Below are 20,068 nucleotides of genomic sequence, written 5' to 3'. Positions count from 1 at the left end.
AGATTCAAGGCAAATAAATTAGGACATAGAACCAAGAGAGTCAGCATAATAAGTTGTTGGTGGAATGGAACAACAATAGCTCCAATGATATTTGAAGGATACTGTAACGCTCAAGTAGTATGCACATGGATAGAAGAAATGTTATTACCAGAGTTAATACCAGGTCAGATACTAATCATGGATAATGCAAGCTTCCATCCGAAAGAAAGAATAAAGGCATTGCTAGCAAAAGCTGGGTGTGAGGTTATATTTTTACCACCATATTCACCAGACTTGAACAAAATTGAGAAGTTCTGGGCGAGACTAAAACGTTATGTTTCCCAACTTGTTAGTAAGGGAGAATCGCTAATTTCTGCATTGGATATAGCTTTGCGAGAATTGTCCTAACTATCTCGTTCTTTGCTATATATTCTGGTTACTATTAAATGTAGAAGCAACCATTCTCTCAAATTGATCAATAGATGATTTAGCAGACTCTGCCTGACTTAAACTATTACTAACAACACCGGATAATTGATTGCAGAAAGGAATAGTTGCATCAACAATATTTCCCCAATTTACAATTGAAACTTCTGGATCAAGGTTAACAAAGGAAAGACAAAAATAGTTTGGAAGACTCTCCTCTAGCAAAGTCTCGAGACACTTTGCAATAGCTGCAACAAGCAAAAAATGAGAGCCTCTTTTTGTCAAGAATGACAGTTGTTCTTCTTCAAGTTTTGTTAGAGAGCTGGAATCTTTTTTGTTCTTTAAAGCATCTTTTTTATTCTCAACAGCGCGTAATAACGAAAATGCGAAGAGAATATGCTTGGCTGATGTAAGGTCACAAAAATATTTTGAATATAATTCATCTTTGAGCCAGATATCAGCCTTGTTATTATATGCAATAACCGGATCTTGATGAAATGAAGCAAGTGACTGTGCAACAGTATCAAGAGAAAGAAAAGTATTATTTCCTCTATTTGGACGACGGATAATATCTTCAGAACCGCCTCTTCGTCCATAATATGTAGTGTTTGGAATCGCACCAAATTCGCATCTTAATCTTTTTTGGATATGATCATTACTACGATAGTCGGAAGGCTCTATTTCATTCTGCCGATTATTGAATTCAATAATTTTTTTGATAGTTTCTTTGTTTGAACATTTGATAAATCTTGTTTGCACAAAACCTGATTCTCCTGGTTCACTATCTAAATTACCTACAGCACCAGTAGTTTGTGCTCCATTTACAATTGACAAACCCTTAATTATCAATTTTCTAAAAGGTGTGGAGTCCTCTTGAATATCTTTGAAATCACGAACTAATATTGTAATTCCATTGTTGAAAACCCAAAAATTTTCAGGATTTTCTAATGCTGTTAGTCGTATTCCATTATTAATATTTTTGTGGTTTTTAGTGCGCCCTAAGTATCCTCTAACATTTGCAGAAAATAAATTATCCTTATGCGTTTGAAATTGTTCATGAAGCCAAGCAATAGGAATACGAGTGACAAAAGCTTCCCATTCTCCAGCTTGAATAGAAAAACCTTCGGAGATTGTCAATGAAAACTCATCAGATACAAGTATTGAGTTTTCTAGAGAACCATACCAAGCATCGACTGTATTTTTCCCAACTTCTAATGATGCAATATTTTTGACATTGGAATTTTTGTATCTAGATCTTATCGATGCGAGAGCAGAATTTGTGACGCTGGTAAGCTCATTTTTGATGATTTCTGATTCTGGTCTATTATGAACAAACCAAAATTGAATTAACTCTATTTCATCATTGTTGAGTAGTTCGCGGATTTCTTGTACAACTTGCTTGAAACCATCAGGAATAGATTCGATAGGATTATTGAATATATATGATACGGCGGTATGGAGGTCGGATGCCTTGTTCTTTTTTGCTGTTGGTTGGTTTGAATCTTTATAGATTTCCGATTGAATAATTACAACAATTCCATTATTTCGATCAATAAAAATTAGATCACATTTTTTGTCATCACCTCCCGTTATTTTGTCAGTTAATGCTACAGATTGTGAACTACTCCAATCAGTGATAATAGAATCATATGCAACAGTTTGTATATCTTCTATATTAAAACGAAGTTGAAGTGCAAAAAGTGCCCATGCATCTTCTTTGTACCTTTGGAGGTCTTGTCTAGATTCAAATTCATTTTGTGAAGGTAATTTTTCCATAAAAAAGTGAATGGACTAATTGTAATAAGAACCTTTTTACTGCTCCCCCTACATCTCAGAAGTAAAAACTATTTGTTAAATGTGAAAGGAAGAAATAGAGGTTAGGGTATACCTCTATCTCAAACCCAATAGGTGGTTGATTTATTTAACCCCCTCAATGCGGTCTTCCATCTCTTGGTAAAGCTCCTGTAAGCGTTCCAGGTTTTCCTCAGAAGTCTCCCAATAGCCACGACCATTGACTTCTAATAAAGCGCTGACCATGCGGCAGAATGAATTGGGGTTTAAATACATCAACCGTTTACATCTTATCCTTGATGAAAGTGCTGTTAGCATCTTGGTACACCTAATTTACCACAAGATCTTTACTGAATACCCAGAAAAAAGTGTATCTTTGGTGACGATGTTAAATTCTTCCACTAAACCTTGGGAAATAATTAACCGATCAAAGGGATCTTTATGGTAGAAAGCTAACTGACTGAGTTTTTCCAAATGATGGGAATTAATGTGCAAAATTTTCATATCATTACCTATCACTTCCTGCTCGACTAAATCCGTCAGACTCATTCCCATTTGTAATCTGTTGAGACTGACTTTAATAGATATCTCCCATAAACTAGCAATGCTTAAATAACGATGATTGCTTGTTTCCTCAATTGCATCTCTCGCTTGATGACTAAGGCGATTGCTTCCATTAATAAACCAAAGAAAGGCATGAGTATCTAGCAATAAATTCACGGTTGATAAGCCTCAAAACCTTCAATAGGTTCATCAAAATTATCTGAGATCTGGATTAATCCTTTAGCACTACCGAATGTCGGCCGAAACGGCTTATTCTTTGTCGGCAATAACTCGAAAGAAGAACCATCGTCACACAGAATTGTTACCTCTTCTCCCTGCATAACCTTTTCAATTAATTCCACAAGGCGATCGTTTTTTTCGTTTAAATTAATCGTGTACATAGACTCTTATTTAACATTTACTATCCTAGATTCAATTATAGGCCAGTAAAAAAGGTGAGACTAGCTCACCTTATCTTGATTAAATTAAGTTGTCACTTAGGGTCTAGTTATTCAACCCCCTCAATGCGATCTTCCACTTCTTGGTAAAGCTCCTGCAACCGTTCCAGGTTTTCATCGGAAGTTTCCCAATAGCCGCGACCATTCACTTCCAATAAAGTGCTGACCATACGGCGGAAAGAATTGGGGTTTAAGTCCATCAGGCGCTTACACATTTCTTCATCTTTGATGAAGGTGTTGTTGGCGTCTTCATAGACCCAGTTATCCACTGCCCCGGCGGTGGCACTCCAGCCCATGGTGTTGACCAAACGTTTGGATAATTCCCGTACCCCTTCATAGCCGTGGGAAAGCATCCCTTCGTACCATTTGGGGTTCAACATTTTAGTCCGGGCATCAAGACGCACCGTTTCCGACAGGGTACGCACCTGGGCGTTGGCGGTGGTGGTGTCGGCAATGTAGGCGGCGGGGGCTTTGCCGTCATCCCGCAGGGTGGCGATTAACTTAGTCGGATCAGAATCAAAATAGTGGGATACATCGGTCAAGCTGATTTCCGAAGAGTCGAGGTTTTGGAAAGTGGCATCGGCGGTTTTTAAAGCCCGCTCGAACATATCTCGATTTTGATCCATCATGCCGGGGTTGTCGGAGTTGAAGGCAAAGGATTTGCGCTTGAGGTACATTTCCTGCAATTCAGCCTCGTCTTCCCAACTACTGTTTTCCACAGCCAAGTTGACGTTAGAGGAATAGGAACCGGAAGCGTTGGAGAAAATTCGGGTGGCTGCTTCCCGTACCCCGATGCCCATTTCCTCAGCTTGTTCGAGGGCATGTTTACGGACAAAGTTCATCTCCAGGGGTTCATTGGCCTCGGCGGCCAGTTTCACCGCCTGATCCAAAAGGTTCATTTGGTTGATGAATAGGTCTCGGAAAACGCCGGAACAGTTCACCACCACGTCAATGCGGGGACGCCCTAGCTCCTCCAGGGAAACCAGTTCGATTTTATTAACCCGGCCGAGGGCGTCGGGGACAGGTTTGGCCCCCACCATCCACATAATTTGGGCGAGGGATTCGCCGTAGGTTTTGATGTTGTCCGTTCCCCATAAAACAGAGGCAATGGTTTCGGGATAGTTACCGTTGTTTTCTGCCCGTTGCCGTTCTAAGAGGCGATCAACTACGACTTTGGCGGATTGCACAGCGGCGAGGGTGGGGATGGATTGGGGATCCAGGGCGTGGATATTTTTCCCCGTGGGTAACACGTTGGGGTTCCGGATGGGGTCACCACCGGGGCCCGGTAGAACATATTCCCCTTCCAGGGCTTGGAGTAGGCCGCCAAATTCGTTATCAGCGCAAACCTGTTCTAGACAGAATTCCAGGTATTCAAACAGGGGTTTGAGTTTTTCTTCGTTGACGTTGGTATAGCCAGAATCACAGAGGGATTTGACCCAGGGGGCTTTTTTACCAATTTTGAAGAAGTTGAGTTTAGAAACGAAGGAAACCCGACCGTCGGCGTTAATTTGCTCCTGCACTAAAGCAGCCACAGCGGCCCGACTGGCCATGGTAATGTCCTGCAACAGTTCCACGTCAGCTAATACGCCCTTGTCGCTGTTGCGGTAGATTTCCTCCATATTGCGCCCAATACTTTCCGCAATTAATGTCGGCAAGGACCAAATGCCTTCCTCTTCCCGGTCCAAGCTAGCGATATTAACCAGGGTGGCGATCGCCTCTTCGGCGGTGGGGGGCTGACCAATGACATGGAGACCACAGGGCAGGAGCCGGGACTCAATTTCCATCAGCTTGCGGTAAACGGAACCGACAATGGTATCCCGTTGCTCTTGATCCATTGCCTCCGCATTGATGTCTGGTAAGTCCACATCCTGGTCTAGGTTACAGATGCGGGCTTGATCCATGATGGTGTTGACAATCTGAATACCCCGGCCGGAGTCCTTGAGGGTTTGATAGGAACCAATTAACTCATTTAATTCCTGTAGCCCTTTGTATAAACCGGCATTTTCCGCGGGGGGGGTGAGGTAGGAAATGGTGGAAGCATAACCGCGCCGTTTGGCAATGGTAGCCTCGGAAGGATTGTTGGCGGCGTAATAGTACAAGTTGGGAATGGTGCCGATCAAGTTATCGGGATAGCACTCCCCGGACATGCCCATTTGCTTACCGGGCATAAATTCCAAGGAACCATGGGTACCGAAATGTAGTACTGCATCGGCTTTCCAAATATGGTTCAAATAGGTGTAGTAAGCGGCAAAACCGTGGTGGGGGCTGGCAGAACGGGAAAATAACAACCGCATCGGGTCGCCTTCATAGCCAAAGGTGGGTTGTACGCCGATGAAGACATTGCCAAATTCTTTGCCGTAAATTAGCAGATTTTGCCCGTCACTGTTCAAATGTCCCGGTGGTTTGCCCCAGTTTTCTTCCAATCGCACGGAATAGGGAGTGAGCCGTTCATATTGCTCCACCGACATGCGATGGGCGATGTTTAATTCTGGGCTGTTGTATTGGGCTTGGACATCGTGGATCACCGCTTCCATCAATTCTTTGGCAGAGCCAGGTAAATCCTGGACATCGTAACCGTTACCCTGGAGACCTTTCATCACCTCGTAAATGGAGCCAAATACATCCAAGTAAGCCGCAGTACCCACATTGCCCTTATCGGGGGGGAAGCTAAAAACGGTAATGGCAACTTTTTTATCCAGCTTGGGTTTTTTGCGTAAATTAGCCCATTTCATGGCCCGTTGGGCGATCGCCTCTAACCGATCCTGTAAAGCAATGGCCCGACCGGTGGAACCATCTCGACCGGAGAGGATAATGGGTTCAATCGCCCCGTCTAATTCAGGAATGGCAATTTGTAACGCTACTTGGATCGGGTGCAAACCGAGGTCACTGGCTTCCCACTCCTCCGTGGTTTGGAACACCAGGGGCAAGGCGCACATATAAGGGCGGTTTAATTTCTTTAAAGACTCGATCGCCTTGGGATGGTCTTGGCGAGCGGGGCCTCCCACCAGGGCAAAACCGGTTAGGGACACCACCGCATCGACGATCGGCAGCGGTTCCATGCCATTGACACTTTTATCCAAGAAATACTCATCCACGGGTTTGGAGAAATCAAGACCGCCGGAGAACACACAAATAACCCTGGCCCCCATAGCCTCCAATTCCTGCACCATGCCGACGTAATGGGCGTCATCCCCAGTGACCAGGTGGGTGCGCTGCATAATTAGGCCAATGCAAGGGGCGAGGGGATCTTTTAAGTCGTCGGAAATGTCAGGACGTTGGTTATACCATTCCAGATAATCCTTAACATTTTCAAACATCTGCATCGATAGGGGATGCCAAATGCCCATATCGGGATAAACCACTGGCTCTTGGTAGTTGACCAGTTTATCCAAACCCAAATCAGGATAAACGTATTTATCGGTCAGCATCAACAAGAAATTTTCCAAGTTCTCCTGGGAGCCCCCCAGCCAGTACTGGAAGCTGAGCATGAAATTGCGGGCATCCCGGGCTTTTTCCACCGGCAAATATTTCAGCACCGTGGGCAGGGTCCGCAACAGCTTTAACATTGCATCCTGGAAGCCAGCGCCACTGCTGTTTTCCTTGCGCTTTTTCATAAACTGGGCGATCGCACTTTTGGATTGGCCCAATTGCGCCATGGAGAAGGAACCCATTTTGTTGAGGCGCATCACCTGGGGCATGGAGGGGAACACGATCGCCGCGTCGAGGTTATCTCTGTAGGGAGTTACGGCTTCCACCACCTTATCGGCCAAGTCCTCAATGAAAATCAGGGAAGCAATGAAGAGGTTTGCTTCGCTGACATCGTGCTTAAAGTTGGCGTAATTTTCCGGGTCCCGCAACTCCTCGATCAAATAGCCCGTTAATTGGATGGCCAGGCTGGAGTTAGTGCGGTTAATGTTTCTAACGGCCGCCGACAAAGCGCTCTGATACTGGGATTCCAAGACCACATAGACCACCTTGAGTAGCTTGCGCCCATGTAACGCTTCGGGATCAACACGGCGGATGGTGGACTTGACGTTAGTAAACATATAGTTGGTGTTCTCCTAAAGGGTTCGATTTTAAAGGGATTTTTTAAAGAGCCCCCTAGGTATTTCTAGCAGAAAATTCGAGGCCGTGGGGGCTTCCCCGCCTTTCTGGGGGAAATTAGCCTCCGGCGATCATCAACAAATCCATCTTTCTGCCTCACAATTTTTCCGAGAGTGATTGGCGAATGAAAATTTCAAGTTTACAAAGCTCAACCTAAGAACATAAAAATTAATAAAGCAGCCCATTCTTAAGCATTCCTTAGCACTTAAATCAATTAACCTAGTATAAAATTTCAGTATGAACACCCACAGTGGATCTCCAATCCGTTTGGTTCGTCTGGAAAGCCGCCAGCTTCCTTTGATTTGCCAATCTACCCGCCGCCATTAGATTCGTCTACCACTGCCGTCCCATTAATGGTGTTCATATTTCAAGCATTAGTTTTTTATACTCCACAGTTTACATTAGAGGTTAGGTACTATGGCTATCATTAACGGAACTCCCCAAAACGATAACAACACCGGTGCTTCATTTGGAGGCTTTTTGGGTCTAGTTTTGCAGACCAAGAACTTTCGCCCCGCCCTAATTGGTACCTTGGGCGACGATAGTATCTTTGGTGATGCAGGAACTGACATCCTAGTGGGGTTAACCGGTGACGATCTTTTGGATGGTGGTACCGGGGCCGATACCATGTTCGGTGGTTTCGGTGACGATACCTACATTGTTGACAATACTGGTGATTTAGTTGGAGAGTGGCTAGATACAGATGGCACAGATTTAGTCGAATCTTCAGTGACCTACTCATTAAACGGTTCCACCTTTTCTTTGCCAGGGATCAGTGGACTTGCTAATAATACCGCTGCCGCCCTGCCCGTGATCGGACTAGGTCCTGTTGACTATGCTCTTTATCTAGGACTGACGTTACTTGATTTAACCCCCCAATTTATTGAGAATCTAACTTTGACGGGTACGGATAACATTAACGGCGAAGGTAATGCCCTAGATAACGTCATTATTGGTAACGACGGGAATAACGTCTTAACTGGTCTAGGGGGAAATGACACCATCTACGGTATGGGCGGAGACGACACCATATCCGGTGGTGATGGAGACGATAGCATACTCGGTGGTGACGGAAATGACAGCATATCCGGTGGTGATGGAAATGATTTCCTGAACGGGAATGTGGGAGATGATTTCTTAAACGGGAATGTAGGTGATGATACTGTCAGGGGCGGGAAAGGCAATGATACCGTCAGGGGCGGGAAAGGCAATGACAGCCTATACGGCGATCTGGGAGATGACAGCGTATTTGGTGATCTCGACAATGACACCCTATTTGGTGGCCAAGGCAATGACACCATGGATGGTGGCGACGATTATGACACTGCCCACTATGGAGACCTCGAAGATAGTGGTGACCAGGCTATTACCCTAAAAGGCACTGGTGACCTATCCTTAACCGTAGAAAAGGGCGCTCTGGGCACAGATACGCTCCTCAACATCGAAGAAGTCATTGCCAATGGTGGTGCTGACAATAACACCATCGACTTTTCTGGTGCTGTTTCACCGGTTAATGTAGATTTGAGCGCTGAAACTCTGTCTTCCCCCAACGAAACTGATCCCACTTTTTCTCTAGCAAAAGTCATTAACTTTGATGATGTTATCGGCACTAGTGGTAATGACAGTATTACCGGCGATGCTCAAGACAACATCCTAAGAGGAGGGGGGGGCAAGGACACCATCTTTGGGGGCGATGGAAATGACTTTATCTCTGGTGGTGCAGAAAAAGACCTTCTAACTGGTGGTTCTGATAATGACCTGTTTGACTACACTACTCTGACCGATTCTCAGATAGGAATTTCCTGGTTCAACGTTAATTTGTCTAAGGTTGATGTCATCACTGATTTTACAATTGGGCAAGATAAGTTCTTTGTTCAACAGGTACCAACTGACGGCATCCTTCCAGGTGTGCGTCAACTGAGCGCTAATAGCATCTTTGGATTGGGGGTAACAGTTCTTGGCTTGTCAACTCTTGGTGCTTATGATGCTGCTCAAATTACCGTAGGTTCCCGCACCTTTGTGGCTATCAACGATGGCTCAATTGGCTTTAATGCCACCAAGGATGCGTTTATCGAATTGACTAACTTCACCGGCACATTAACGACTAGTGATTTCACCAACATATTTCCTGTTTAAAAGTGGTAAATATCAAGTCTGATCGTTAATCCACTAAATAAGTCCCGCCCCTAATCCATCGCATTGGGGGCATTTTTTTATTCTTTTTCCGGTGCAATACTGCCGAAGGCACTAAAACTGAATTCATCCGGGGTGATGTCATACCGTAAAATTCTGGCGGTGATGCCCCGATCTTCCAATCTTTTTAAGCTGAGGTTATCGCTAAAACTGCTGATGATACTGTTCAGAACATTGGTGTTGATGCGGCGGCCATTGAGGGAGGCTGTGGGCTCAACCAGGATTAGGCGATCGCCGTTTTGGATCGAGATACCAGTTTCGATGGCAATGACTAATTTTTCCAGGTCAGCATCGGGTTCCAATTGTTGCCCCAGTTCTAAGTTAATGCCAAGGCGATCTTCCCCGAGGAAATCCACTTGGGCGTTGAGCAGTTGAAAGCGGGGCACATCGGCTGGTACCCGTTGGTCAATTTGTTTTTGTAGCCGTTCCTTAACGGTGGCATTTTGCAGAGCCCGATTCAAATCAGCTTCGCTGAGCACCAGTTCCGCCGCCCCTTGGAAGGGTTGCCGTAGGGCTTGCCTCAGTCCCGCTAGGTTCCGGTTTTCCCGCAGAGCTTGCAGGTCCACATCAATGGGATCGGTTTCCAATTGCAGTTGCTGAATCCGTAGGCTGGGCACAATTTCCAGACCCCGACTGGCGATGCGGACCCGTTGGATTTTGCCCTGGATTAATTGATAGTTGGGGGCATTATCCACCCGCACCGATAGGTCTTCTACCCCATGGACCCGCTGGCGAATTTGGTTGGCTATGACTTGATCACCAATGAAGTTGACCGGGGCCAGGAAAGTAAGGAAAGTGGACAGGGCAATGGCAAACCATTCCATAGGGGGCCGTTGGGGATGATGATTTCTCGCCTAGTTTAATGGCTTTTTAGCTCACCAGGGACAAATGAAGACTACCATCGTTGACTTTTGCCATCGGGTAGGTTGCCCAGGATTAACTCAACCAATAGGTCACCCCCAGCAACACAGCCAAAAAGGCGATCGCCGTGAAGATAAAACCATTGTCCTTGGTATTCATTCTCCGGGTATCTTCAAACTGAATGGGGGCAGGCTCCGGCTGACGACGACGGCGACGGGCCATGCGGGGGGTACTGGGCTTGGTATTTTCCTGGTCGGTTAAATCCGGGATGGGGGTCAACCACTCTTTGGGGCGGGTTAACTGGGGGGCCTGCAAAATTTCCAACACCTGTTGTCCCTGCTTGCGACATTCAGGATGGGGATGACGTACCAATTTACGGCAAATCTGTTTGGCCGTGGTCAAATCTCCACTGGCCTGGTGGGCCATGGCTAACCACAACTGAGCCTCGCCGCCCCGCCGGGATGCCCCAGCAGAAAGTTTAACCGCTTCCTCAAAAAGAGCAATACTTTGGCGATAGCGCCCCTGGTCAAAAGCGCCCTTTCCTTCCTCAAATTTTTGCTCAAATTGGCCTTGATGATGGGCTCCCATGGCAAAGAACTATTTTTGTCGTTTAATCTTTACCATTATAGCTAATTCAATTAAGAGTGCTGGCAGAGCAACAGACCAAAAAGCTCTTGACACAAGCCTCACAGAAAGTGACACCATCTCAATCTTATTTTTACTAGTTATACATACCCATAATTTCATAGCCAGAATCGACGTAGATAATTTGCCCGGTAATGCCACTGGATAGGTCACTGGCCAGGAACGCCGCCGTGTTGCCCACTTCCGTTTGGGTGACGGTGCGTTTCAATGGTGCCACCTCTTCCACATTGTGAATCATATCCAAAATACCCCCTACGGCCGAAGAAGCCAGGGTCCGGATGGGACCAGCGGAAATACCGTTAACGCGGATATTTTGGGGGCCCAATTCCGCCGCTAGATAGCGCACAGTCATTTCTAGGCCAGCCTTAGCAACCCCCATCAGATTGTAGTTGGGAATGACTTTCACACCGCCGAAATAGGTCAGGGTGATGATGCTACCGCCATTGGTCATTAGGGGTTTTGCGCCCCGGGCCAAACGACCAAGGGAATAGGTACTAATTTCCATCGCTTGGCTAAAGGCTTCCTTGGGAATGTCGGTGTAATTCCCCGTTAAACCAGACTTGTCCGCAAAGGCCAAACAATGGATCAAAATATCGAGTTTGCCCCATTTTTCCTTCACCGTATTGAACAGGGCATCCACCTGGGCATCGTCCTGTACATCCCCCGGCAACACAAGGGTGGGGTGCAAGGGCTCGGTCAACTCCCGCACTTTCTTTTCAAATCTGCCTTTGTCGTCCGGAAGATAACTAACGCCAATTTCAGCCCCGGCGCGGTGTAGTTGTTGGGCAATGCCCCAGGCAATGGAGCGATTATTGGCGATGCCGGTAACGAAGGCGTGTTTGCCGCTGAGATCTAACATAAAATTTTCCCTGGGGATGCTCAAATGTGGTAGTGGCTCAAAAACTAGTAGGGGGAGCCATCAACCCCAACCTTTCAATATACCCCCCAGTCCGTACTTCCAAGAAGCCCATCGGGGTAAGGCGCACTATCCTGGCAATCCATTGCGGTCTGAACCTGGGACGTTACCGTTTTTCTGAGGTTCTTCCTCCCGGTGGGGAATAGTTTTAATGACCTGATCCCGGAGAATCTGCCCATCCTGGAAGGAAATAATCCGTTCTCCATGGCTGGCCACATCGGCTTCGTGGGTCACCACCACAATGGTGATGCCTGTGCTGTGCAACTGGGCAAAAATAGCTAACACTTCCTCGGTGGTGTGGGAATCCAACGCCCCAGTGGGTTCATCGGCCAGCAGCAATAACGGTTCGTTAACAATGGCCCTGGCGATCGCCACCCGTTGTTGTTGTCCGCCGGATAATTGATTGGGACGGTTATGTAGCCTTTGGCTGAGCCCTACCCTAACTAAGGCGGCGATGGCCTTTTCTTTTCTGGTTTCCGCCGGTATGCCCGCATAAATCATCGGTAACATGACATTTTCCAGGGCGGTCATCTGGGGCAACAGATAAAATTGCTGAAATACAAAGCCAATTTTGCGATTGCGAATTTTGGCTAACTGGTCAGCACTTAAACCGGACACATCCTCCCCGTCCAAGAAATAATGGCCTAGGGTGGGGCGGTCTAGGCAACCAATAATATTCATCATGGTGGACTTACCCGATCCAGAGGCCCCCATAATGGCGCAGTAACTACCCTTGGCAATGGTCAAACTGACATCAGCCAAAGCTTTGACTTCCGTTTCCCCTGCCCCATAAATTTTGGATACTCCCTCCAGGCGCAGCAGCACATCCCCTTGGGAAGAATTTTGGCGATCGCCCTTGCTGGCTGGGGAGTAGGTCATTAACGAATTGGAATCAAGCATGGAGGCTATCTAGAGCGAACGGCAGACAACAAGGATATTAGTCGTGTCTATTATGATAACGACTTTGATGTTCTAGAATTTTCCTAGGGGACTGCATAGTAACAGGAACAATGGACGATCAATAATTAGCTAGTAGTTATTGGTTTGTGATCACTCCCCCCAACTGATCGTGACAAATTCTGACTTTTGCTTGGAGAAAACACCATGCGCTTCCCTTGGCTATTAATTCTCAGTTTTTTTTTCTTTCCTGCCCCGCCTATGGCCAAGCAGAAGTAGAAGTACTTGATAGTGCCCTTGGGGAGTTAGAAATAGGGGATTTAAGCTCGGACAATGGTGTGATTTTTGACCTTTATCCCCTCCAGCTAACGGCGGATCAGCCCGTATTAATTTACCTAGAAAGTCAGGATTTTGACCCCTATTTAATTTTGATGGATGCCGAAGGTAATAAGTTAGCAGAAAATGATGATTTATATGATAATAATGCAGGCATTTTAATCAATCAAATCGATCCCCAAGGATATGGGATAGTAGTTACCAGCAATAAGCCAGGGGTAACGGGCAAATATCAACTGCAAATTATTCTGCCCGATGCCAAACAATTAATTGAAATTCAGGGGCACCAATCCCTCATTCAAGCCCAGGCCATGATGGATGAAGGTTCCAAAGAATCCTTACTCCAGGCGATTGAATTATTTACCCAGGGTGTGGAATTTTATCAGCAAATAGGCATTGTTAATCGAGAAATGGTATTTGCCCTCAATCGCTTAGGCACCATTTATTCTGACTTTGGGGAAAATTCTAAAGCTTTAGATTATTATCAACAGGCCGTTCCTTTGGCTCAACAGTTGGGAGACAATGCTCTAGAGGGAGCTACCCTAAATAATATTGGCAGTATTTATAATGCTTTGGCAGATCGAAAAACGGCCATTGATTATTACCAACAAGCTCTAGTTTTAATCCGTCAAGCCGGGGATAAAACGGAAGAAATGACCACCATTAACAACCTGGGGGTAGCCTACGATAACCTAGGAGAAAGTGAAAAAGCTTTGCAATATTATGCTGAAGCCCTTGCCCTCGGAAAAGAGCTCAATGATTTAAAAATGGTGGGTACTATCCTCAGCAATATTGGTTTAGCCTATAACAATTTGGGGGAAAGGGAGAAGGCGTTGGAATATTACCAAGAGGCCCTGACCATATCCCGTTCCGTTGGCGATCGCCAGGGAGAAGCAGTGCGGTTAAATAACATTGCTTTGGTGTACGACGGCTTTGGAGAAAAGGATCGGGCTCTGGAACATTACATTCAATCTTTAGTGATTGCAGAGGCAGTAGGGGACCAATCCCTCCAGGGTTCAGTCATTAGTAATATCGCCTTAGTGCTGGATGGGTTGGGGCAAAAAGCCCAGGCCCTAGAATATTATCAACAGGCCTTAGAATTAGCCCGATTAGTAGGCGATCGTTCCGGGGAAGGGGTGCGGTTAAATAATATTGCTTTGCTCTACGACAGTGTTGGCGAAAAAGATGAAGCCTTAGCCTATTATCGACAAGCCCTCCAATTGGCCCAGGACACTGGCGATCGCCTGGTGGAAGGAGCCATTTTAAGTAATATCGGCTATGTGTATGACGGCTTGGAACAACTAGACCGGGCTATGGATTATTACCAGCGGGCTTTGGCGCTCCGTCGAGAGATTAAAGACCGGGATGGGGAAGCATTAACTTTAAATAATATCGGCACTATTTACTATGCCCGTGAGGATTATGGCCAGGCATTAAATTACTATGAACAGGCTTTGACCCTCAGTCGAGCAGTGAAAAATGTGGGGCTAGAAGCAACTATTTTGAGCAATATTGGCTATGTGGAATTTGACCAAAAAAAATATGATAAATCTACCCTCTTCTTAACCCAAGCTATCGATTTATTTGAATCAATTAACAGTGAAGATTTAAGTGATGAATTGAAGGTTTCCTACTTTGATACCTATCTGTACAATTATTTCCGTCTCCAGGAGAGTTTAATTGCTCAAAATCAACCGGCTGTAGCCCTAGAAATTGCCGAACGGGGCCGGGCCAGGGCTTTAGTAGAACTGCTCAATAAACGTTTTGCCAGGGACGCCGATTTTATCCCCACCGAAAAACCCAATATTGCCGCCCTGAAAAAAATCGCTGGCGATCGCCAAAGTACCCTAGTTACCTATGCCCTCATTCCCACCAAAGAGCTGGCCTCCCCCGTCAAACTTTACGTCTATGTCATTGCCCCCGACGGCACCATGGCATTCCGCCAGATGGACTTTAACCAAGATTTAAAGGACGTAGATTTTGTGCAATTACTCCAAACCACTAGGCAATCCGTCACCAGGCGATCGTCTTCCAATATCATTGCCCGCCGCACCGCCCAGGAAGCCAGTACCTCCCTCCAACAACTGCACCAAATTCTAATTGACCCCATTGCCGACCTGTTGCCCAGCAATGCCGATGCCCCCGTCATTTTTATTCCCCAGGGCCCCCTCTTTGGCATTCCCTTTCCCGCTCTCCAGGATAGTAATGGTGAGTATTTGATTGATAAACACACCATTCTTACTGCCCCTTCTATCCAAGTGTTGGCCCAAACTGCTCAACAAAAGCAACGGCTCAATCAGCAAGCATTAAATTTGACCCCGGCCCTAGTGGTGGGTAATCCCTATCCCTACCCTGACAACCTTAATGACCTAGAAAACGCCGCCAATGAAGCTAAACAGATTGGTCAATTGTTAGGGGTGCAACCCCTCATCGGTAAACAGGCCAGGGAGGAAACGGTATTGGCCCAAATGCCCCAGGCGGAAGTGTTGCATTTTGCCACCCATGCCAGCTTTGACGAGCAAAATGGTTTGGAAAGCGCCATTTACCTAACAGCGGAGCCCGACCAAAGCACAGAAGATTTACTGAGCACCCCGGGGCGCATCACAGCAGCAGAAATTTTTGATCATTTTGAAACTAATCCCCTCCATGCGGACATTGCCATCCTCAGTGCCTGTGACACAGGGCAGGGGGAAATTACCGGCGATGGGGTGATCGGCCTTTCCCGTTCCCTAATTGCGGCGGGGGTACCCAGTATTTTGGTTAGCCTCTGGAGTGTGGATGATGCTTCCACAGAAAAGTTGATGACCCAGTTTTACCAACAATGGCAACAGCAAGGATTAGGTAAAGCTGCGGCCCTCCGTCAAGCCATGCTTCAGCTCAAGGAAGAGTATCCCGAACCCTACTATTGGGGCGCTTTTACCCTGATCGGGGAAGCAGACTAATCTTCCTTCTCTCCTAGGAAAGTTAATCTAGCCTCAAACCAACTTTTAAGGAACATTTGGCCAGTTAAATTTCCATCTGCAGGTATTTAGCCACCGTCTGCACGTCCTTATCCCCTCGACCGGAGCAATTGATCACAATCCGTTCGCCATTTTTCAGTTGGGGACAGAGGGTTTCTAAATAAGCAAAAGCATGGGCCGTTTCCAGGGCTGGAATAATGCCTTCCAACTCCGATAACCTCTGCAAAGCGGCGATCGCCTCTTGGTCAGTGACGCTGTAATACTCAGCCCGCCCGGCATCTTTGAGGTAACTATGCTCAGGGCCTACACCGGGGTAATCCAGTCCCGCACTGATGGAATGGGCTTCGGTAACCTGACCTTCCGTATCCTGCAACAAATAACTCATGGCCCCGTGTAATACCCCCGGTTTACCCATGGTTAAAGTGGCCGCGTGTTTACCAGAGACAATGCTTTCCCCCGCCGCTTCAATGCCGATCATTCTCACTTCCGGATCATCGATGAAGTCATAGAACAGCCCCATGGCATTGGAACCTCCCCCCACACAGGCCAACAGCACGTCCGGTAAGCCCCCCCATTTTTCTAAGGATTGTTGCCGGGTTTCCTGGCCAATGACCCGATGAAAATCCCGCACCATCATGGGGTACGGATGGGGGCCCGCTACGGAACCGAGGATGTAGTGGGTGGTTTCCACATTGGTGACCCAATCTCGGATGGCTTCGGAAGTAGCATCTTTGAGGGTACCTGTGCCCGCCGTCACTGGTTGCACCCTGGCCCCCAGCAAATTCATCCGAAAAACATTTAATTTTTGCCGCTCCATATCCTGCACCCCCATGTAGATGATGCATTCCAAGCCAAAGCGAGCACACACCGTAGCCGTGGCCACCCCATGCTGACCAGCGCCGGTTTCGGCAATGATCCGTTTTTTACCCATGCGTTTAGCCAACAGAACTTGGCCAAGGGCATTATTGATTTTGTGGGCCCCCGTGTGGTTCAAATCTTCCCGCTTGAGGTATATCAAGGGATGGGTACCGTCGGGACGGGCATAATGGGCACTTAACCGTTCCGCAAAATACAGAGGGGAAGAACGGCCCACATAGTCCTTCAGTAACCCTGTCAATTCTTCCTGGAAGGAACTCTCCGCCCGATAACGATAGTAGGCTTCCTCCAACTCTGTCAGAGCAGGCATGAGGGTTTCGGGCACGTATTTACCACCGTAGTTACCAAAACGCCCCAAGGCATCGGGGTATTGGTGGCGGGGGGGAGAAAGGGGGGAAGTGATGTTCACGGACAGTCAGGAAAGGGAATGGGGAAAATGGGGGGGATTGGTTAGGCCATTGCATTAATATTCTCAGCCAATGGCCTGGTAACCTTCTAGCGAGCAATGGGGGTTGAACCCCTACAACCAATTAAAGAGGGTCACTGGCGGAAGGACGACGGTTAATCACTTGGTCAATCAGGCCGTATTCCTTGGATTCCTCAGCGGACATAAAGAAATCCCGTTCCGTATCAGAGGTGATTTCCTCCAGGGACTTGCCGGTGTGGTTGGCCAAATGTTGGTTGAGTAGTGCTTTGAGATAAAGAATTTCCTTGGCTTGAATTTCAATATCCGTGGCTTGCCCCTGGGCTCCCCCTAGGGGTTGGTGAATCATAATGCGGGAGTTGGGCAGACTCATGCGCTTACCTTTGGCTCCGGCACTAAGGAGAAAAGCCCCCATGCTGGCCGCTAAGCCGATGCAGATGGTGCAGACATCGGGACGGATTTGGTTCATGGTGTCGAAAATTCCTAGCCCCGCCGACACCGATCCCCCAGGGGAGTTGATGTAGAGATAAATGTCTTTTTCCGGATCTTCCGCTTCTAAAAATAGCAGTTGGGCAACAACTAGATTGGCATTCTCGTCCCGGACTTCTTGCCCCAGGAAGACAATCCGCTCCCGGAGTAGGCGGGAATAAATATCAAAGGCGCGATCGCCACGCCCAGACGTTTCAATGACGGTTGGAATCATGGAGAGATGGTGTTGTTACCGTAGTATTCTTCCTAGATTGTGCCATATTCTCCGCGCCTAGGGGTTGGGGACCAGGGGATTAGGCTTGGCTAACAACTTGATGGTGTAGATATTCCAACAATTGGACTAGGACTGCGCCCATGGGGGCAAATCTCGTCTGGTCAGCCATCAAAATGGTGGCGGCATCCTGCACAAAGGGGCCGGGGATCAATTCATCGGCACAATTATCCACCAGTGCCTGAGCTGCTGTGGGGGTAGTTTCCAGATGGCATTGCAGACCGATCGCCGATCGCCCAATTTGGAAAGCTTGATGCTGACAAGCTGCACTGGAGGCAATCAACTCGGCCCCTGGGGGTAAATCAAAGGTTTCGCCGTGCCAATGGAAAACTTCAATACTGGGGGGAAACTGGAATAAATCTAACTGTGGCTCACTCTGTTGCCCCATGATGGGAAACCAGCCAATTTCTTTGACTGCGTTGGGATAAACTTTGGCTCCCAAAGCATTGGCTATGAGTTGGGCTCCCAGACAAATACCTAAGATCGGTTTACCAGCGGCGATCGCCTTACAGATGAATGCCTTCTCCTCTATCAACCAAGGATATTCCGCTTCGTCGTTGACGCTCATGGGACCCCCTAGAACAATCAACAGGTCTATGGTCGCTAAGGGGGGAAAACCAGGGGAGGTAGACTGCTCGAATAAACAAGTCTGGCTGATGCTGTAGCCTTTAGTTTTCAGCCAAGGCTCAATGGCACCAAGGTTTTCAAAGGGAACGTGCTGGAAAAAGTGAGCTTGCATATGGTAATTTTCTGAAAATATCCTGGAAATATTACGGAATTGCTCGAGCCGGTGCCAAGGAACGAAATTATTGATAACTAACTGGCGATCGGTATGGTAACAGTAGCCGCAATCAACCAACTGCATTGATTTTAACCAGATCACCCCATTGGACAACGACATTAACGCGCTGATAAATCGACAGGAAATAACTTATATCTATGACCATTGAACTGTCCATTGTGATTCCAATGTACAACGAGGAAGATAACCTCGAGCATTTATTTGCCCGTTTGTTAGAAGTGCTGACTCCCCTCAAAATTACCTACGAAATTATTTGCGTTAACGACGGTAGTAAGGATAAAACCCTGAGCCAATTAATTAATTGCCACCAAACTAATCCCCAAATCAAAATTGTTAATCTGTCCCGTAACTTTGGCAAAGAAATTGCCCTTTCTGCTGGTATTGATTACGCCCAGGGGAAGGCGGTTATTCCCATTGATGCCGACCTCCAGGACCCGCCAGAATTAATCCATGAATTAGTTAATAAATGGCGCGAAGGTTATGATATCGTCTATGCTACTCGCCGTTCACGCCAAGGGGAAACCTGGGTAAAACAATTCACTGCCAAAATGTTTTACAAAGTGATTGGCCGCATGACGGAAATTAAAATCCCCCCCAACACCGGCGATTTTCGTTTAATGGACCGCAGGGTAGTCAATGCCATTAAGCAACTACCAGAAAGAACTCGGTTTATGAAAGGTTTATTTGCTTGGGTGGGCTATCGCCAAACTTTCGTCTTATTTGACCGGGAGCCCCGTTTCCAAGGCCAAACTAAATGGAATTACTGGAAACTCTGGAATTTTGCCCTGGACGGTATTTTTTCCTTTAGCTTGCTTCCCCTGAAAATTTGGACCTATCTGGGTTTAATTATCTCCCTGCTTTCCTTAGCCTATGCCAGTTTTTTGATTTTAAAAACCTTAATTGTTGGCACCGACGTACCGGGTTATGCTTCTTTGATGGTGGCAATTTTATTCCTTGGGGGAGTGCAACTAATTAGCCTGGGAGTAATTGGTGAATATTTGGGGCGAGTTTATGAAGAGGTTAAAGCTCGACCCTTGTATTTAGTTAGTGATCTTTGGGGGTTAGAATATCTGCAATTGGAAAGACTTAATTAAGCT

Annotated in this window: 15 protein-coding genes; 4 read left to right on the top strand and 11 right to left on the bottom strand. The window is 46.8% G+C overall.

Features of this window, described 5'->3' with window-relative positions; translation table 11 throughout:
* The coding region (locus tag H6G45_RS08920; RefSeq protein WP_190598094.1) for a transposase at positions 1-387 on the top strand (387 nt) is incomplete at its 5' end.
* A 15-nt stretch (positions 388-402) separates the two neighbouring features.
* Here the strand turns inward: H6G45_RS08920 and H6G45_RS08915 are convergent.
* The 4 genes from H6G45_RS08915 to H6G45_RS08900 all read right to left on the bottom strand — a co-directional run bounded on the left by H6G45_RS08915 (position 403) and on the right by H6G45_RS08900 (position 7,243).
* Complete coding sequence (locus tag H6G45_RS08915) at positions 403-2,181, bottom strand: AIPR family protein (RefSeq protein WP_190598093.1); 1,779 nt, start codon at positions 2,179-2,181, stop codon at positions 403-405.
* Between the two features lie 348 nt (positions 2,182-2,529).
* Complete coding sequence (locus tag H6G45_RS08910) at positions 2,530-2,916, bottom strand: PIN domain-containing protein (protein WP_190598092.1); 387 nt, start codon at positions 2,914-2,916, stop codon at positions 2,530-2,532.
* Complete coding sequence (locus tag H6G45_RS08905; protein ID WP_190598091.1) at positions 2,913-3,140, bottom strand: prevent-host-death protein; 228 nt, start codon at positions 3,138-3,140, stop codon at positions 2,913-2,915. The genes H6G45_RS08910 and H6G45_RS08905 overlap by 4 nt, the downstream gene beginning before the upstream one ends.
* A gap of 107 nt (positions 3,141-3,247) precedes the next feature.
* Positions 3,248-7,243, bottom strand: a complete 3,996-nt coding sequence (locus tag H6G45_RS08900) for a magnesium chelatase subunit H (protein ID WP_190598090.1) — start codon at positions 7,241-7,243, stop codon at positions 3,248-3,250.
* Positions 7,244-7,718: 475 nt separating this feature from the next.
* Between H6G45_RS08900 and H6G45_RS08895 the strand changes: the two genes are divergently transcribed.
* Positions 7,719-9,437, top strand: a complete 1,719-nt coding sequence (locus H6G45_RS08895; protein ID WP_190598089.1) for a calcium-binding protein — start codon at positions 7,719-7,721, stop codon at positions 9,435-9,437.
* Between the two features lie 77 nt (positions 9,438-9,514).
* Here H6G45_RS08895 and H6G45_RS08890 read toward each other — a convergent pair whose 3' ends face one another.
* The 4 genes from H6G45_RS08890 to H6G45_RS08875 form a co-directional block, all read right to left on the bottom strand.
* Entirely contained in the window at positions 9,515-10,318 is an 804-nt protein-coding gene (locus H6G45_RS08890; RefSeq protein WP_190598088.1) for a DUF2993 domain-containing protein, read from the bottom strand.
* Between the two features lie 112 nt (positions 10,319-10,430).
* The gene (locus H6G45_RS08885; RefSeq protein WP_190598087.1) at positions 10,431-10,943 is read right to left on the bottom strand and encodes a tetratricopeptide repeat protein; all 513 of its coding nucleotides are present in this window, start codon (positions 10,941-10,943) and stop codon (positions 10,431-10,433) included.
* Between the two features lie 133 nt (positions 10,944-11,076).
* On the bottom strand, positions 11,077-11,859 hold the full coding sequence (gene fabI, locus H6G45_RS08880) for an enoyl-ACP reductase FabI (RefSeq protein ID WP_190598086.1): 783 nt from the start codon (positions 11,857-11,859) through the stop codon (positions 11,077-11,079).
* A gap of 126 nt (positions 11,860-11,985) precedes the next feature.
* Positions 11,986-12,816: an ABC transporter ATP-binding protein gene (locus H6G45_RS08875; protein ID WP_242018109.1), complete on the bottom strand. Its 831-nt coding sequence runs from the start codon at positions 12,814-12,816 to the stop codon at positions 11,986-11,988.
* Positions 12,817-13,031: 215 nt separating this feature from the next.
* On the opposite strand from H6G45_RS08875, the gene H6G45_RS08870 reads away from it, so the two are divergent.
* Positions 13,032-16,091: a CHAT domain-containing protein gene (locus H6G45_RS08870; protein WP_242018108.1), complete on the top strand. Its 3,060-nt coding sequence runs from the start codon at positions 13,032-13,034 to the stop codon at positions 16,089-16,091.
* A 64-nt stretch (positions 16,092-16,155) separates the two neighbouring features.
* Here H6G45_RS08870 and trpB read toward each other — a convergent pair whose 3' ends face one another.
* From trpB to H6G45_RS08855, 3 genes are all read right to left on the bottom strand, one after another.
* Positions 16,156-17,394 carry a tryptophan synthase subunit beta gene (gene trpB / locus H6G45_RS08865; protein WP_190598085.1) on the bottom strand — a complete coding sequence of 413 codons (1,239 nt, stop codon included), beginning with the start codon at positions 17,392-17,394 and terminating at the stop codon, positions 16,156-16,158.
* Between the two features lie 121 nt (positions 17,395-17,515).
* Positions 17,516-18,112, bottom strand: coding sequence for an ATP-dependent Clp endopeptidase proteolytic subunit ClpP (clpP, locus tag H6G45_RS08860; protein ID WP_190598084.1), 597 nt, complete (start codon positions 18,110-18,112; stop codon positions 17,516-17,518).
* Positions 18,113-18,191: 79 nt separating this feature from the next.
* Positions 18,192-19,034: a gamma-glutamyl-gamma-aminobutyrate hydrolase family protein gene (locus tag H6G45_RS08855; RefSeq protein ID WP_242018107.1), complete on the bottom strand. Its 843-nt coding sequence runs from the start codon at positions 19,032-19,034 to the stop codon at positions 18,192-18,194.
* A gap of 74 nt (positions 19,035-19,108) precedes the next feature.
* On the opposite strand from H6G45_RS08855, the gene gtrB reads away from it, so the two are divergent.
* Positions 19,109-20,065 (top strand): glycosyltransferase GtrB, encoded by a 957-nt coding sequence (gene gtrB, locus H6G45_RS08850; protein ID WP_190598083.1) that lies wholly within the window; start codon positions 19,109-19,111, stop codon positions 20,063-20,065.
* Positions 20,066-20,068 lie beyond the last annotated feature (3 nt).

The sequence above is a fragment of the Synechocystis sp. FACHB-383 genome (assembly GCF_014698605.1).
GTDB lineage: Bacteria > Cyanobacteriota > Cyanobacteriia > Cyanobacteriales > Microcystaceae > Synechocystis > Synechocystis salina.
The sequence above is the reverse complement of the archived record's forward strand: the minus strand, read 5'-3'. Positions and strand labels throughout refer to the sequence as shown.

Bases quoted from the DNA above. Each gene is read 5' to 3' on its own strand.
- H6G45_RS08900 (WP_190598090.1), bottom strand. From the start codon at position 7,243: ATGTTTACTAACGTCAAGTCCACCATCCGCCGTGTTGATCCCGAAGCG.
- H6G45_RS08905 (WP_190598091.1), bottom strand. From the start codon at position 3,140: ATGTACACGATTAATTTAAACGAAAAAAACGATCGCCTTGTGGAATTA.
- H6G45_RS08890 (WP_190598088.1), bottom strand. From the start codon at position 10,318: ATGGAATGGTTTGCCATTGCCCTGTCCACTTTCCTTACTTTCCTGGCC.
- H6G45_RS08875 (WP_242018109.1), bottom strand. From the start codon at position 12,816: ATGCTTGATTCCAATTCGTTAATGACCTACTCCCCAGCCAGCAAGGGC.
- clpP (WP_190598084.1), bottom strand. From the start codon at position 18,112: ATGATTCCAACCGTCATTGAAACGTCTGGGCGTGGCGATCGCGCCTTT.
- H6G45_RS08885 (WP_190598087.1), bottom strand. From the start codon at position 10,943: ATGGGAGCCCATCATCAAGGCCAATTTGAGCAAAAATTTGAGGAAGGA.
- gtrB (WP_190598083.1), top strand. From the start codon at position 19,109: ATGACCATTGAACTGTCCATTGTGATTCCAATGTACAACGAGGAAGAT.
- H6G45_RS08855 (WP_242018107.1), bottom strand. From the start codon at position 19,034: ATGCAGTTGGTTGATTGCGGCTACTGTTACCATACCGATCGCCAGTTA.
- fabI (WP_190598086.1), bottom strand. From the start codon at position 11,859: ATGTTAGATCTCAGCGGCAAACACGCCTTCGTTACCGGCATCGCCAAT.
- H6G45_RS08915 (WP_190598093.1), bottom strand. From the start codon at position 2,181: ATGGAAAAATTACCTTCACAAAATGAATTTGAATCTAGACAAGACCTC.
- H6G45_RS08895 (WP_190598089.1), top strand. From the start codon at position 7,719: ATGGCTATCATTAACGGAACTCCCCAAAACGATAACAACACCGGTGCT.